Annotated in this window: 13 protein-coding genes and 1 tRNA gene; all 14 read left to right on the plus strand. The window is 62.3% G+C overall.

From position 1 onward, the window contains the following. On the plus strand, positions 1 to 1,320 hold the full coding sequence (nuoF, locus tag G4D79_RS21470) for an NADH-quinone oxidoreductase subunit NuoF (RefSeq protein WP_007735149.1): 1,320 nt from the start codon (positions 1 to 3) through the stop codon (positions 1,318 to 1,320). Beyond that, positions 1,317 to 3,734, plus strand: coding sequence for an NADH-quinone oxidoreductase subunit G (locus tag G4D79_RS21475; RefSeq protein WP_214514354.1), 2,418 nt, complete (start codon positions 1,317 to 1,319; stop codon positions 3,732 to 3,734). Before nuoF ends, G4D79_RS21475 begins: the two co-directional genes overlap by 4 nt. Continuing rightward, complete coding sequence (nuoH, locus tag G4D79_RS21480) at positions 3,731 to 5,071, plus strand: NADH-quinone oxidoreductase subunit NuoH (RefSeq protein ID WP_214514355.1); 1,341 nt, start codon at positions 3,731 to 3,733, stop codon at positions 5,069 to 5,071. Before G4D79_RS21475 ends, nuoH begins: the two co-directional genes overlap by 4 nt. Continuing rightward, positions 5,064 to 5,621 (plus strand): NADH-quinone oxidoreductase subunit NuoI, encoded by a 558-nt coding sequence (nuoI, locus tag G4D79_RS21485; RefSeq protein ID WP_003942192.1) that lies wholly within the window; start codon positions 5,064 to 5,066, stop codon positions 5,619 to 5,621. The genes nuoH and nuoI overlap by 8 nt, the downstream gene beginning before the upstream one ends. Beyond that, positions 5,618 to 6,415, plus strand: coding sequence for an NADH-quinone oxidoreductase subunit J (locus G4D79_RS21490; RefSeq protein WP_214514356.1), 798 nt, complete (start codon positions 5,618 to 5,620; stop codon positions 6,413 to 6,415). The genes nuoI and G4D79_RS21490 overlap by 4 nt, the downstream gene beginning before the upstream one ends. Then, complete coding sequence (nuoK, locus tag G4D79_RS21495; protein WP_003942238.1) at positions 6,412 to 6,711, plus strand: NADH-quinone oxidoreductase subunit NuoK; 300 nt, start codon at positions 6,412 to 6,414, stop codon at positions 6,709 to 6,711. Before G4D79_RS21490 ends, nuoK begins: the two co-directional genes overlap by 4 nt. Before the next feature lies 1 nt (position 6,712). Beyond that, on the plus strand, positions 6,713 to 8,605 hold the full coding sequence (gene nuoL / locus G4D79_RS21500; protein WP_214514357.1) for an NADH-quinone oxidoreductase subunit L: 1,893 nt from the start codon (positions 6,713 to 6,715) through the stop codon (positions 8,603 to 8,605). Further along, positions 8,599 to 10,203, plus strand: a complete 1,605-nt coding sequence (locus G4D79_RS21505) for an NADH-quinone oxidoreductase subunit M (RefSeq protein WP_125050972.1) — start codon at positions 8,599 to 8,601, stop codon at positions 10,201 to 10,203. The genes nuoL and G4D79_RS21505 overlap by 7 nt, the downstream gene beginning before the upstream one ends. Then, a complete protein-coding gene (nuoN, locus tag G4D79_RS21510) occupies positions 10,200 to 11,795 on the plus strand; it encodes an NADH-quinone oxidoreductase subunit NuoN (RefSeq protein WP_214514358.1) in 1,596 nt (531 codons plus the stop codon). Before G4D79_RS21505 ends, nuoN begins: the two co-directional genes overlap by 4 nt. Before the next feature lie 4 nt (positions 11,796 to 11,799). Continuing rightward, positions 11,800 to 12,483, plus strand: coding sequence for a lysoplasmalogenase (locus tag G4D79_RS21515; RefSeq protein WP_047271434.1), 684 nt, complete (start codon positions 11,800 to 11,802; stop codon positions 12,481 to 12,483). A gap of 30 nt (positions 12,484 to 12,513) precedes the next feature. After that, positions 12,514 to 13,098, plus strand: a complete 585-nt coding sequence (locus tag G4D79_RS21520) for an RNA polymerase sigma factor (RefSeq protein WP_073512254.1) — start codon at positions 12,514 to 12,516, stop codon at positions 13,096 to 13,098. Further along, positions 13,095 to 13,811: a hypothetical protein gene (locus tag G4D79_RS21525; RefSeq protein WP_214514359.1), complete on the plus strand. Its 717-nt coding sequence runs from the start codon at positions 13,095 to 13,097 to the stop codon at positions 13,809 to 13,811. The genes G4D79_RS21520 and G4D79_RS21525 overlap by 4 nt, the downstream gene beginning before the upstream one ends. A gap of 20 nt (positions 13,812 to 13,831) precedes the next feature. Continuing rightward, positions 13,832 to 14,458, plus strand: coding sequence for a trans-aconitate 2-methyltransferase (locus G4D79_RS21530; RefSeq protein WP_007735133.1), 627 nt, complete (start codon positions 13,832 to 13,834; stop codon positions 14,456 to 14,458). A gap of 104 nt (positions 14,459 to 14,562) precedes the next feature. Beyond that, positions 14,563 to 14,633, plus strand: a tRNA-Cys gene (locus tag G4D79_RS21535). Positions 14,634 to 14,732: the final 99 nt, after the last annotated feature.

Here is a 14,732-nt window from a genome sequence, read left to right on the forward strand (position 1 = left end):
ATGACACTCGCCCCCGTCCTGAGTCGCTACTGGGATCAACCGAACTCGTGGACTCTCGACAGCTACCTTCGTCACGACGGCTACCAAGCCCTACGCAAAGCGCTAGCCATGTCCCCCGACGCCGTGATCGAAACGGTCAAGGACGCGGGCCTTCGTGGGCGCGGTGGCGCCGGTTTCCCGACGGGCCTCAAGTGGAGTTTCATCCCACAGAGCACCGAAGACAAGCCAGGAGACGGCAAGCCTCACTATCTCGTCGTCAATGCCGACGAGTCCGAACCGGGCACATGCAAGGACATGCCGTTGATGATGGCGACCCCACACACGTTGGTCGAGGGAGTCATCATCGCGGCGTATGCAATTCGAGCGGCCAAAGCGTTCATCTACGTCCGGGGCGAGGTGGTCCCGGTCCTGCGACGTCTGCAGACCGCCGTGGCCGAGGCCTACGCGGCCGGATACCTGGGCCGCAACATCCTCGGTTCGGGATTCGACTTGGATCTCGTCGTGCACGCCGGAGCAGGCGCGTACATCTGTGGTGAGGAGACAGCCCTCCTCGATTCGTTGGAGGGACGACGCGGTCAGCCTCGACTGCGGCCGCCATTCCCCGCCGTCGCCGGCCTCTACGCCTGCCCGACCGTCGTCAACAACGTCGAGTCCATCGCGAGTGTGCCGTCGATCGTCCTGGGCGGCCCGGAGTGGTTCCGGTCGATGGGAAGCGAGAAGTCGCCGGGGTTCACGTTGTACTCGCTCTCTGGTCACGTCACCACTCCCGGCCAGTACGAGGCGCCGCTCGGCATCACGTTGCGAGAACTTCTCGATTACGCGGGCGGCGTTCGCACCGGGCACACCCTCAAGTTCTGGACTCCCGGCGGATCCTCGACTCCGATCTTCACCGACGAACATCTCGATGTCCCACTCGACTACGAGGGTGTCGGCGCGGCGGGATCGATGCTCGGCACCAAGGCACTGCAGATATTCGACGACACAACCTGCATCGTGCGCGCGGTGCTGCGGTGGACCGAGTTCTACGCCCACGAATCTTGCGGTAAATGCACGCCGTGCCGCGAAGGCACGTACTGGCTGGTGCAGATCCTGCGGCGACTCGAAGGCGGAACAGGTACTGAAGCTGATCTCACCAAACTTCTCGACATCTCGGACACCATCCTCGGAAAATCCTTCTGCGCGTTGGGCGACGGAGCGACCAGCCCGATCATGTCCTCCCTGAAGTACTTCCGCGAGGAATACGTAGCGCATTTCGACGGCAACGGATGCCCGTTCGATCCTCGCCGGTCCGTTCTCGCGACAGGAGCGTTCGTCTCATGACTGCAGCCGACGCCACCACTGGAACCGATGCGGCACCGCCGATTGATCTCGTCACCCTCACCATCGACGGCCGGGAACTCCAGGTACCCAAGGGCACGTTGATCATTCGCGCTGCAGAGATGATCGGCACACAGATTCCGCGGTTCTGCGATCATCCTCTTCTGGACCCGGTCGGGGCGTGCCGACAGTGCATCGTGGAGGTCGAAGGTCAACGCAAGCCGGTGGCGTCCTGCACGACACCGGTTGCGGACGGAATGGTCGTCACCACACAGCTCACGTCACCGGTGGCGGAGAAGGCGCAGCGCGGGGTGATGGAACTCCTGCTCATCAACCACCCTCTGGACTGCCCCGTGTGTGACAAGGGCGGCGAGTGTCCGCTTCAAAACCAGGCGATGTCGACCGGTCGCACCGAATCCCGGTTCGGTGAGGAGAAAAGGACCTACCCCAAGCCCATCCCACTCTCGTCCGAAATCCTGCTCGACCGCGAGCGTTGCGTCCTCTGCGCCAGATGCACACGGTTTTCGGGCCAGATCGCCGGCGACCCGTTCATCGATCTCCTCGAGCGCGGCGCGCTTCAACAGGTCGGGATCTACGCCAACGAGCCCTTCGAGTCCTACTTCTCGGGCAACACCATCCAGGTGTGCCCGGTCGGCGCGCTTACCAGTACGGCATACCGATTCCGGGCGCGACCGTTCGATCTGGTGTCCAGCCCCAGCGTGTGTGAACACTGCGCCGACGGATGTGCTCAGCGCACGGACCACCGTCGCGGAAAGGTTCTCCGCCGTCTCGCCGGGGACGACCCCGAAGTCAACGAGGAATGGAACTGCGACAAGGGCCGTTTCGCATTCACGTACACGACCCAAGGTGATCGGATCACCACTCCCCTGATCCGCAACGCTGACGGCGAATTGATTCCGGCGTCGTGGCCCATGGCACTCGACCTCGTTGCGCGATCCTTCGCGCAGGCCCGCGGTGACGCAGGCGTACTCGTCGGCGGACGCTCTACCTTGGAGGACGCCTACGCCTACGGCAAGTTCGCGCGAGTTGCTCTCGCTACCAACAACATCGACTTCCGAATCCGTGCTCATTCTGCCGAAGAGGCAGGTTTCCTCTCAGCACACGTCGCCGGCCGCACACTCGAAGAGTCGGTGACGTACCAGGACCTCGAGTCGGCCCCGGCCGCATTGCTGGTAGCTCTCGAGCCCGAGGAGGAGTCACCGATCATCTTCCTGCGGCTGCGCAAGGCCGCACGTTTCGGCAAGACGACGGTGCTCTCCAGCGCGCCATTCGCTACGCGCGGCCTGCAGAAGATGGGCGGCTCTTTGCTTCGGACCGTACCCGGAAGTGAAGCAGCTCTGATGGATTCGTTGGCTCGCCCTGGAAATGAGGAGGGCCAGCTCCTCCGGCAGCCCGGTGCAGTGATCCTGTTGGGCGAACGAATCAGTGAGGTGGCGGGCGGCTTCGCCGCGGCGGTACGTCTCGCCGAAGCGACAGGAGCTTGTTTGGCTTGGGTCCCACGCCGCGCTGGTGATCGCGGCGCCGTCGAGGCCGGCGCACTACCGGGATTGCTTCCCGGCGGACGCCCCGTTGCGGACCCGGCAGCACGTCAGGAGGTGGAATCAGTGTGGGGGGCCTCCATCCCGGCATCCGACGGGCGCGACGCCGCGAGTCTGCTAGATCCGGGGCAGACGACTGCTGCCCTTCTTGTCGGCGGCGTCGAATTGAGTGATCTCCCGAACCCGGCGAAGGCAAGGGCCGCGATCGAAGCAGCAGGGTTCGTGGTGAGTTTGGAGATCCGTCACAGCGGAGTCACCGAACTCGCCGACGTCGTCTTCCCGGTGGCACCGGTCGCCGAGAAGCCCGGAACCTTCCTCGACTGGGAAGGCCGCGAGCGCGTGTTCGACACCGCGTTGAGAACGACAGGAGTAATGCCGGATCAGCGCGTTCTCCACGCGATCGCAGCCGAGATGGGCATCGATCTGGGCCTACCCGACGCAGATTCCGCACGCTCGGAGATACACCGCCTCGGCGCTTGGTCCGGATCGCGCCCCACCTCGCCTCAGGTCCCGTCAGGCACCATGCCCACACCGGCACTGGGCGAGGCAGTGTTGTCGAGTTGGCGAATGCTGCTCGACAACGGCCGACTGCAAGACGGCGAGCCCAACCTGGCGGGTACGGCACGGCTCCCACTCGTACGTTTGTCTGCCGAGACCGCTGCCGAGATCGGCGCCGACAACGGCGATCACGTTGCGGTGTCGACTGAATCCGGTTCCATCACATTACCGTTGGAGATCACCGAACTCCCGCCTCGAACAGTCTGGCTCCCACTCAATTCACCGGGTAGCACGATCTACGAAACGCTCTGCGTTACCGCGGGTTCCGTGGTGAAGATTGCGAAGGCTGGAGCGCAATGACCACCCACGAATACGGGACCGTGGCAGCTCCGGTCGACCTGTCGGCGTTCGGGCACGACCCGTGGTGGTTGGTGATCGGCAAGGCTCTCGCCATTTTCGTGTTCCTCGTACTCACACCGCTGGTGGCAATTTACGCGGAACGAAAGGTCATGGCACGCATGCAGATGCGTGTCGGACCGAACCGCGTCGGCCCCCGTGGAATGCTCCAGAGTCTCGCTGACGGAATCAAGCTCGCCCTCAAGGAGGGCATCACACCGACCGGCGCCGACAAACCGATTTATCTCCTCGCGCCCGTCATCGCAGTCGTGCCCGCGTTCATGGCCTTTGCCGTCATCCCGTTCGGTCCGCAGGTGTCGATCTTCGGAACCCTTTCACCCCTGCAACTGACCGATCTTCCGGTCGGAGTTCTCTACATCCTCGCCGTGACTTCAATCGGTGTGTACGGGATCGTGCTTGCCGGCTGGTCGTCCGGATCGACGTATCCACTACTGGGCGCACTTCGATCGACCGCGCAGGTCATCTCCTACGAGGTAGCAATGGGGCTGTCCTTCGCCGCAGTCTTCCTCTACGCCGGCACGATGTCCACGTCCGGCATCGTCAGCGCCCAACAAGGTGCCTGGTACGTCTTTCTCCTCCTGCCGTCCTTCTTGATCTACGTGACAGCCATGGTCGGCGAAACCAACAGGGCTCCCTTCGACCTTCCCGAGGCCGAGGGTGAACTGGTGGGTGGGTTCCACACCGAGTACTCCTCACTCAAGTTCGCGATGTTCATGCTGGCCGAGTACGTGAACATGGTGACGGTGTCCGCTCTGGCCACGACACTGTTCCTGGGCGGGTGGCACGCACCGTTCCCGTTCAACCTGTGGGACGGCGCCAATTCCGGTTGGTGGCCGGTGCTGTGGTTTGTCGCCAAGGTGTGGGGCTTCCTCTTCGTCTTCATCTGGTTGCGCAGCACGCTTCCTCGATTGCGCTACGACCAGTTCATGAATCTCGGCTGGAAGGTTCTGATCCCCGCTGCCTTGGTGTGGGTGATGGTGATCGCGACTGTTCGTGCCTTCCGCAACGAGGGTTACAACACCTGGGTCGTACTTCTTTGCGTCGCACTGGTTCTCGGAGCTGCGCTCCTGATCGTGTTGGCCGGGACTTACCGCAGCCGACGCCGAACCGCCGCGTCGGTGCCCGATTCGGGGACCCGGTCTTTCGATGCGATGTCGGGCGGCTTCCCGGTTCCACCCCTACCTGGTCAAACGCTGCCGACCCGAAAACTACCGGGTCAGAACGTGCCACCGCCGCGGCGGACAGATGTTTCCGACACATCGGAGGACTCCCATGCCTGATTTCCTCGGACCTATCGCGGGTTTCGGAGTGACGCTCTCGACAATGTTCAAGAAACCCGAGACCGAGTTCTATCCGGAGGAGAAGCGGCCCACCGCGCCCGGATACCACGGTCGCCATCAACTCAACCGGTATGCGGACGGACTCGAGAAGTGCATCGGTTGCGAACTGTGCGCCTGGGCCTGCCCCGCCGACGCGATCTATGTCGAGGGTGCTGACAACACCGAAGAAGAACGGTTCTCCCCCGGCGAGCGTTACGGGCGGGTGTACCAGATCAACTACCTGCGGTGCATCGGCTGTGGCCTCTGCGTCGAGGCTTGCCCCACTCGGGCTCTCACCATGACCAACGAGTACGAGATGACCGACGACAACCGAGCCGGATTGATCTACGAGAAGGACCGCCTTCTCGCGCCCCTGAAACCCGACATGGCAGCGCCACCACACGCGCTGCGTCCCGGCACAACTCAGGACGACTACTACCGCGGCGACATCACAGCAGCTCCCGAACAGGCAGTACCCGAGCAAGAGCCGAACCCGGAGACCGAGAAATGATCGCGGCGGTCACGACCACGATCCTGGCGGAGGGAACGATGACATCGACCTCCACCGGCGAGGCGGTGCAGTTCTGGATCCTCGGAACCCTTGCGGTGATCAGCGCTTTGGGTGTGGTCGCCGCCCCCAAGGCCGTCTACTCTGCGCTCTTCCTTGCAATGACGATGATCATCCTGGCCGTCTTCTACATCGTGCAGGGCGCACTGTTCCTCGGTGTCGTCCAGATCGTCGTCTATACCGGCGCAGTGATGATGTTGTTCCTGTTCGTCCTGATGCTGGTCGGCGTGGATTCTTCGGACTCCTTGGTCGAAACGCTACGGGGACAACGCGTCAGCGCGATCGTGATCGGTGTCGGATTCGGACTGCTCCTCATCGGCGGACTCGGAAATGCGTCGATCTCGGGCTTCACCGGATTCACCGGACTCGACCAGGGCAACATCGACGCTCTCGCCGATCTCATCTTCATCCGCTACGTCTGGGCCTTCGAACTGACCGGCGCACTGCTGATCACGGCGACACTTGGCGCAATGATGCTCGCGCATCGGGAGAAGATCGGAGCCACACTCAGCCAACGCGAACTCTCGCAGCAACGATTCGCGTACCTGGGCAGCGATGAGAGTAATCCCGACAAGGGCTCGGCCACTCCCCTCCCCAGTCCCGGCGTGTACGCACGTCACAACGCAGTGGACATGCCGGCACTGTTGCCCGACGGAACGTTCTCGACGCTCTCCGTCAGCAGCGCACTCACTCCGCGTTCCCCGGATCCGAGTACCGGTGAGGAGGCTGCGCGATGAATCCCGAGAATTACCTGTATCTGTCGGTCCTGTTGTTCACCATCGGGGCTGCGGGAGTCCTCCTGCGACGCAACGCCATCGTGGTGTTCATGTGTATCGAATTGATGCTTAACGCCGCGAACCTGGCATTCGTGACCTTCGCGCGCATGCACGGCAATCTGGACGGCCAGATCTTCGCCTTCTTCACGATGGTGGTAGCTGCGGCCGAAGTAGTCGTCGGCTTGGCAATCATCATGATCATCTTCCGATCTCGGCGTTCTGTATCCGTCGACGACGCAGACCTGCTGAAGTACTGACATGTCAGGAGGAATCACGTCCGCCATCTGGTTGCTCCCCGCCCTGCCCCTGTGCGGCGCCGCTGTCCTGTTGCTGGCGGGTCGTCGCACGAACACGTGGGGCCACCTGTTCGCCTGCGTCATGGCACTCGCGTCGTTTGTCGTCGCAGTGGTGTCTTTCATCGCCATGCTCGGCCGCGACACCGCCGACCGCACCGTCACCGAGCACCTGTTCAGTTGGGTCCCGGTCGACAGTCTTCAGGTCGAGTTCGGACTGCAGCTTGATCAACTGTCGATGTGTTTCGTCCTGCTCATCACCGGTGTAGGTTCGCTGATCCACATCTACTCGGTCGGCTACATGGCGCACGACCCCGAGCGTCGGAAGTTCTTCGCCTACCTCAATCTCTTCCTCGCTGCGATGCTGCTCCTCGTGCTCGCCGACAACTTCCTCGGGCTCTACGTCGGCTGGGAAGGCGTCGGTTTGGCGTCGTACCTCCTGATCGGCTTCTGGCAGCACAAGCCGTCGGCGGCGACCGCTGCCAAGAAGGCTTTTGTCGTCAATCGGGTGGGCGACATCGGATTGATGATCGCGATGATGTTGATGTTCACCACGTTCGGCTCGCTCTCGTTCAGCAGCGTCTTCGCCGACGCGTCTGGTGCAAGCGAAGGTGTCCTGACGGCGATCGGCCTGATGCTCCTCCTCGCTGCATGCGCGAAGTCCGCGCAGGTGCCACTGCAGTCGTGGCTCGGCGACGCGATGGAGGGCCCCACCCCCGTCTCGGCGCTGATTCACGCGGCCACGATGGTCACGGCCGGCGTCTACCTGATCGTGCGCTCCAATCCGATCTTCGATCTCGCACCCGACGCTCAACTCGTGGTTGTCATCGTCGGTGCCGTGACGCTGCTGTTCGGTGCGATCATCGGCTGCGCGAAGGACGACATCAAGAAAGCGCTCGCCGCATCGACCATGAGTCAGATCGGATACATGGTCCTGGCGGCGGGCCTCGGACCAGCTGGATACGCCTTCGCAATCCTTCATCTGATCACCCACGGATTCTTCAAGGCAGGCCTGTTCCTCGGCGCGGGTTCGGTGATGCACGCGATGAACGACGAAACCGACATGCGGCGCTACGGCGGGCTCCGAGCGTTCATGCCACTGACTTTTGTCACGTTCGGGCTCGGATACCTTGCCATCATCGGTGTTCCGCCGTTTGCCGGGTTCTTCTCCAAGGACAAGATCATCGAGGTTGCGATCGGCGAGGGTGGCGTCAAGGGTGTTGTGCTGGGCATCGTCACCCTGTTGGGTGCGGCCCTCACTGCCTTCTACATGAGCCGCGTGATGCTGATGACCTTCTTCGGGAAGGCCCGCTGGGAGAACCAGAAACCTCACGAATCTCCGGCGGTGATGACGTCTCCGATGATCATCCTGGCGGTGGGGTCCGTCGGCGCCGGGATGCTCCTGACCATCGGGTCCAGCTTGCAGAACTGGCTCGAACCGGTTGTCGGCTCACATCACGTCGAACCGCCGATACCCGCATGGTCGATCACCGCGCTGGCGCTGCTCGCGGTCGCCGCCGGCGTCGCGATTGCGTATCGCGAGTACGCCACCCGGGAGATTCCACTTGTGGCACCTACTCCGGTTTCACCGTTGACCGTTGCGGCTCGCCGCGATCTGTACGGTGACGCCTTCAACGAGACGGTGTTCATGAAGCCCGGACAACAACTCACCAAGTCGTTGGAAGTGTTCGACACCAAGGGAATAGGCGGCGTCGTGGGCAGCTTTGCGGTGGTCGTCACCGGGCTGTCCGCGCTCACGCGGAAGCTACAGACCGGGTTTGTTCGCTCGTACGCGCTGGTGATGTTTGTCGGAGCAACACTCGTGGTCGCGACAATGATGGCGGTGACACTGTGGTGATCGAAGCGGCGGTGAGCGACTCTGTGACCAATACCGGCTTCCCCGCGCTGACGGTGCTCTGGTTGCTTCCGCTCATCGGAGCGGGTGTAGTCCTCGCTCTGCCGGCACGGTCGTACCAATTTGCGAAGTATCTCGCATTGGCTGTGTCCGTGGCAGTCCTGGTGGTCGCCGCCGTTCTCGGAGTTGCGTTCGACCGCGGCGGCGAACAATTTCAATTTGTCGAAAGCCACAGCTGGATACCGGCTTTCGGCACCAGCTACACACTCGGACTCGACGGGATCGCACTCGTTCTGGTTCTTCTCACCGCAGTGCTGGTGCCATTACTACTGATCGCGGGCTGGAACGACGTCCCGGCAGACCCGGCATCACCCAAGAGAATGCCGCACACCTATTTCGCGCTGATCCTTGTTATCGAGTCCATGGTGATGATTTCGTTCAGCGCCTTGGACATTCTCTTGTTCTACATTTTCTTCGAGGCAATGCTGATACCGATGTATTTCCTCATCGGCGGGTTCGGCGGAGTGGGCAGATCTCGCGCAGCCGTGAAGTTTCTGCTCTACAACCTCCTCGGCGGCCTGGTCATGCTCGCTGCAGTCATCGGCCTGTATGTGGTCACCACGCGCGACGAGAGTCCCTTCGCCAGCGGCACTTTCGACTTCCGGGCGATCGCCTCAGCGGCAAACAGCGGTGAACTCGGTGTTGGACCCGGGGTGCTCAACGCCTTGTTCCTCGGATTCATGTTCGCGTTCGCGGTGAAAGCACCGCTCTGGCCGCTGCACAGTTGGTTGCCGGACTCCGCGGTGGAATCGACTCCGTCGACAGCAGTGTTGATGATGGCGGTCGTGGACAAGGTGGGCACGTTCGCGATGATTCGCTACTGCCTGCAACTGTTCCCGGAGTCGTCGTCGACCTTTGCACCGTGGATCATCACGCTCGCCGTTATCGGGATCGTCTACGGCGCAATACTGGCGATCGCGCAAACAGACGTCATGAGACTGATCGCCTACACGTCGATTTCGCACTTCGGCTTCATCATTCTCGGAATCTTCGCGATGACCAGCCAGAGCCAGGCGGGTTCCGCGCTGTACATGGTCAATCACGGAGTCTCCACTGCGGCTCTGTTCTTGATTGCGGGATTCCTCGTCTCGCAGCGAGGTACTCGATCGATCGCGGCGTACGGCGGCGTCCAGAAAGTTGCACCCGTACTTGCCGGCACATTCCTCGTTGCGGGGTTGGCAACGCTGTCGCTGCCGGGTCTCGCGCCGTTCGTCAGTGAGTTCCTGGTGCTGATCGGGACGTACTCGCGATACCACGTGGCCGCTATCGCGGCGACTGCCGCGCTTGTCCTGTCCGCGATCTACATACTCTGGCTCTACCAGCGCATGATGGGCGGACCTGTGAAGGAAGAGCAGGGAACGATCCGCGACCTCGCTCGACGCGAACTCGTGGTGGTCGCCCCTCTGATCGCACTCCTGTTGCTTCTCGGCATCTACCCCAAGCCTGCCTTGGACGTCATCACTCCTGCAGTGAGCCATACGGTCGTCGACGAGGCTCCGACCCCGCTCGTCGCCGACCACGAAGGAGGTGCCCACAAATGAGTTCCTTCAACGACGTGACCATCCTCGGCTCAGCCGGCACGGCGTCACCCAGTGTCGAATACAGCTTGCTCTCGCCAATGTTGATCGTGTTCGGTGTTGCGGTTGTGGGCGTACTCATCGAGGCATTTGCACCCCGGCGTTTTCGATACCCCGTGCAACTCGTCCTCGGTGTCGCAGGCTTGGCGGCCGCATTCGTGGCAGTGCTTCTGCTCGCCGGCACGCGGTCGACGGCGATGATGGGTTCTGTAGCGGTCGACGGTCCGACCCTTTTCCTGCAGGCCACGATCCTTCTCGTGTCGATCCCCGCAGTACTGCTGATCGCCGAGCGAGGCTCGGGCAACACCGCCGAGGTGATCGCGCAACACGACGCGCTCGGCGGTTTCACCCCTCAAGCGTCGAGCGTCCCCGGAAGTGTTGCGGAACAAGAAGCGGTCAAGGTCGGTATCGCCCAGACCGAGGTCTTTCCGCTCACCCTCTTCGCTGTCGGCGGCATGCTCCTCTTTCCCGCGTCCAACGATCTGCTGACGATGTTCGTTGCGCTCGAAGTGTTCTCACTGCCTCTGTATCTCCTGTGTGGTCTGGCACGCCGACGTCGCATGCTCTCCCAGGAAGCTGCGCTCAAGTACTTTCTGCTCGGGGCATTTTCGTCGGCGTTCTTCGTTTTCGGAATCGCATTGCTGTACGGCTATGCCGGGACGGTCACGCTCTCCGGTATCGCCGACGCAGCACGCAGCGGGTCGGGTACCGATGCCTTCCTGTGGCTCGGGACAGCACTCGTGGCCGTGGGATTACTGTTCAAAGTCGGTGCCGTGCCGTTCCATTCGTGGATTCCCGATGTCTATCAAGGGGCGCCGACGCCGATCACCAGTTTCATGGCTACTGCGACCAAGATCGCCGCATTCGGTGCCATCCTTCGTGTCTTCTATGTGGCTCTGCCCAACGAGTACGTGAACTGGCGTCCACTGATGTGGGCGGTCGCGATTCTCACGATGGTTGTCGGATCGATCGTCGCTGTGACGCAAACCGATATGAAGCGGATGCTCGCGTATTCGGCCATCGCGCACACCGGATTCATTCTGACCGCTGTGGTTGCGGATTCGGACGCCGGCCTGGCCTCGGCGATGTTCTACCTTCTGGCCTACGGATTCAGCACCGTGGGCGCGTTCGCCGTCGTGAGTCTGGTTCGGGACGCAGACGGTGAGGTCGCGACGCTCTCGCGCTGGGCCGGATTGGGCCGGCACTCACCGCTGGTCGGAGTTGTGTTTGCACTGTTCCTGTTGGCTTTCGCCGGGATCCCGTTGACCAGTGGGTTCATCGGAAAGTTCGCGGTGTTCAGCGCGGCAGCCGAGGGCGGGGCCGCACCTCTCGTGATCGTCGGCGTCCTGTGCAGCGCGATCGCCGCATACTTCTACGTGCGAGTGATCGTGTTGATGTTCTTCACCGAATCGGCCGCAGACGCTCCGACTGTCGTGGTGCCGAGTGCACTGACCAGCAGTGTGATCGGCCTCGGCGCCGGTGTCACGCTCATCCTCGGCATACTCCCCCAGCCGGCGCTCGACCTAGCCGAGCGTGCAGCGGACTTCCTACACTGAGCCGATGGGTGAATCTGATTGCGACGCCGGACTGCCGAGCACCATCCGGTCGCCATGGTTTGTCGGGTTTTCAGCGGTAGCGATTGTCCATCTGATCCTCAATGCCGCTGATGCTGCGCCCTGGGACGGGATCACCAAGGTCATGCTCGCGCCGATTCTGGCTGCCTGGGTTGTCGCCCGACGCGGACCTCGAGTTGTGGCTGCGGCACTGATTGCCTGTGCTTTCGGAGACCTGTTCCTGATCTGGGACTCCACGTTTGTCATCGGCATGGCAGCTTTCGCGATCGGTCACCTCTGCTTCATCCGATTCTTTCTCTCACACGGCGCTCTTCGGGAGATACGAAGGCGGCCATGGTTTCTGTGCGCTTACACCATCGCTGGAATCGCTCTTGTGTCGTACACCTGGCCCGGTCTCGAACCTGAACTTCGAATTGCCGTCCCCGTGTACGCCGCAATCCTGGTGGGAACTGCATCAACCGCACTGGCGTACAACACGATCACCGGTATCGGCGGCGCTCTCTTCCTCGTCTCCGACGCCTTGATCCTGCTCGGTCAGGCGAACAAGTGGCAGCCCGCCGCTGCGGGCATCTGGATCATGACGCTGTACATCCTCGCTCTGTTGCTTCTGACAGTGGGAGTTCTCGGCCGGAGTAACACGCCAAACCGTCCATTAGCTCAGAGGCTGTAAGGATCAGCAGCCAGCCGGACATCTCTTCATATGACCCCGAAATCCGAGGAACAGCCGCCGCCGAGCGGCGAAGAGCGGTTCACCGCCCTGTGGGACGCCTACGCCGGTCGGGTGTTCGCGTATACCTGTCGCCACGTTGATCATCACAGCGCGCAGGAGGTTGTCTCCGAGACGTTCCTCGTTGCCTGGCGACGCTTGGACGAAGTGCCCGAGCATGCACTGCCGTGGCTGTTGGTGGTGGCTCGAAACACCGTGAACAACAACCGTCGCAGCGTTCGGCGCCTTGACGCGCTCACCGAGAAGATGGGACGCATCGAGCAGATTGCGGCATCGACGCCGGGCGCCGACGTCACTGTCACCGAACGCACGGAACTGCTCGAAGCACTGACAACACTCACCGTCACCGAACGTGAAGCCCTGCTCCTGACTGCCTGGGACGGGTTGACCGCCACCGAAGCCGCGCGGGTCGCTGGGTGTTCGGTTCCGGCCATGCATGTTCGTCTCTTTCGCGCTCGGCGTCGATTGCGCGCCGGGTTGACTTCAGAATCCGTCACCGTAATCCCGATGAACACCGCCCGACCTTGCGCTGCCGCCGAACACGGGAGTACCCCATGACCAAAGATCTGCTGACCACGCTCGAGAAGCTGCGGCCGAGCGATACAGTTTCCGCCGAACTCTGGCCCGAGAACGTCCAAGATGCCGCACGCACCCGAATCATGGCTACCGAAAACAACATTGGGGCAACCAAAGCTCCACGCCGTCGCGTCGGTGCCATCGTTCTCGTCGCGGCGATCTGCGCAGCAGTGGTGGTGGGCTGCGCCGCTGCCACGGGGATGATGCCGAAAGCGTTCACCGACATGTACTCGGGTTGGCAGACGATGCCGGGAACCAACGGCGGAATAGATCCGTCCACCGCCGAGCGGGTCGGGTCCATTCCCGGACCTGACGGAACCTTGTTCAGCGTCTTTGTCGCCCACGGCGCCAATGGCTGGAGGTGCGTCGCCCCGGTTTTCGAGGCGTCAGCCGACATCGACAAGGTTGGTCCGTCGAAATTCATCGGCCTCGGACACGGCTGCAGATCAATTGACTTGTACGGCGCGGATTCATTCGGGGGCGGCGCCGGGTACGAGGCCGGTCCGCACGAGGCGACCTACGACGCAGGGGCGGGAGGTGCTGTCCGAGCCGAACTTCACACCGCAGACGGCCATATCTATCCGACAATTCTTGCCGAAGACCGCTTCTACGGATGGTTTCCCCTGTCGCTCACGTCCCCTCGTCCAACCCTCGTCGGATATGCCGCAGACGGGACGGTCGTCGGCACCCGGTGAGCTGTCGGTACCCTCGAAAGATGACTGCACACGCCCCGAACGAGCGCATCCCCAGCCAGTGGGAAGAGATCACTGCAGCCGACTCGACGCATTCCACACGATATGTCGAGCGTTTCCGTTCCATGAGAGCGGACGGCAAGGACATTGTCGGGGAAGCACGTTTGATCGACGCGATGCTCGGACGCGGTGGCCGGGTTCTCGATGCAGGGTGCGGGCCTGGCCGACTCGGCGGTTATCTGCACGACGTCGGGCATGTGGTTGTCGGAGTCGATGTCGACCCGGTTCTCATCGCTGCCGCAGAAGAAGACCACCCCGGACCGGCGTGGCTTGTCGGCGATCTCGCCGAACTCGATCTGCCGGCCCGCGGTGTCGAGGCAGATTTCGACGTCATCGTGTCGGCAGGCAACGTGGTGGCGTTTCTCGCGCCGTCCACCAGGCAAGCAGTATTGTCAGGATTTGCTCGTCATCTCGCTCCGAGCGGCCGAGTGGTCATCGGATTCGGTGCCGGCCGTGGCTACGAGTTCCCCGAGTTTCTCGCCGACGCGACCGCGAGTGGCCTCGAGGCTGATCTGCTGCTCTCCACGTGGGATCTTCGCCCGTTCAAGGAGGATTCCGAATTCCTGGTCGCGGTGTTCTCCCGCGCCTGACCCGGCACTTCCCCCGCACCCCCTGCGATCCGTCACACGGCGATCAACTCACCCTGATCACAATGGTGGCGACTGTTGTTCACTACGAACATAATTGGATCAATGCGGGTGTGGCCGAGCGGCAAGGCAGCGGTCTGCAAAACCGTCCACGCAGGTTCGACTCCTGCCATCCGCTCCCCTTGCGAACCAGCGACTCATGTCGCAACCCTCACCTAGGAATGACATTCGGTGCACGCAGCCTGCATCGCTCCGCTCCGTCTCCACGCACATGGCT

The organism is Rhodococcus sp. WY5 (assembly GCF_018588185.1).
Taxonomy (GTDB): domain Bacteria; phylum Actinomycetota; class Actinomycetes; order Mycobacteriales; family Mycobacteriaceae; genus Rhodococcus_F; species Rhodococcus_F qingshengii.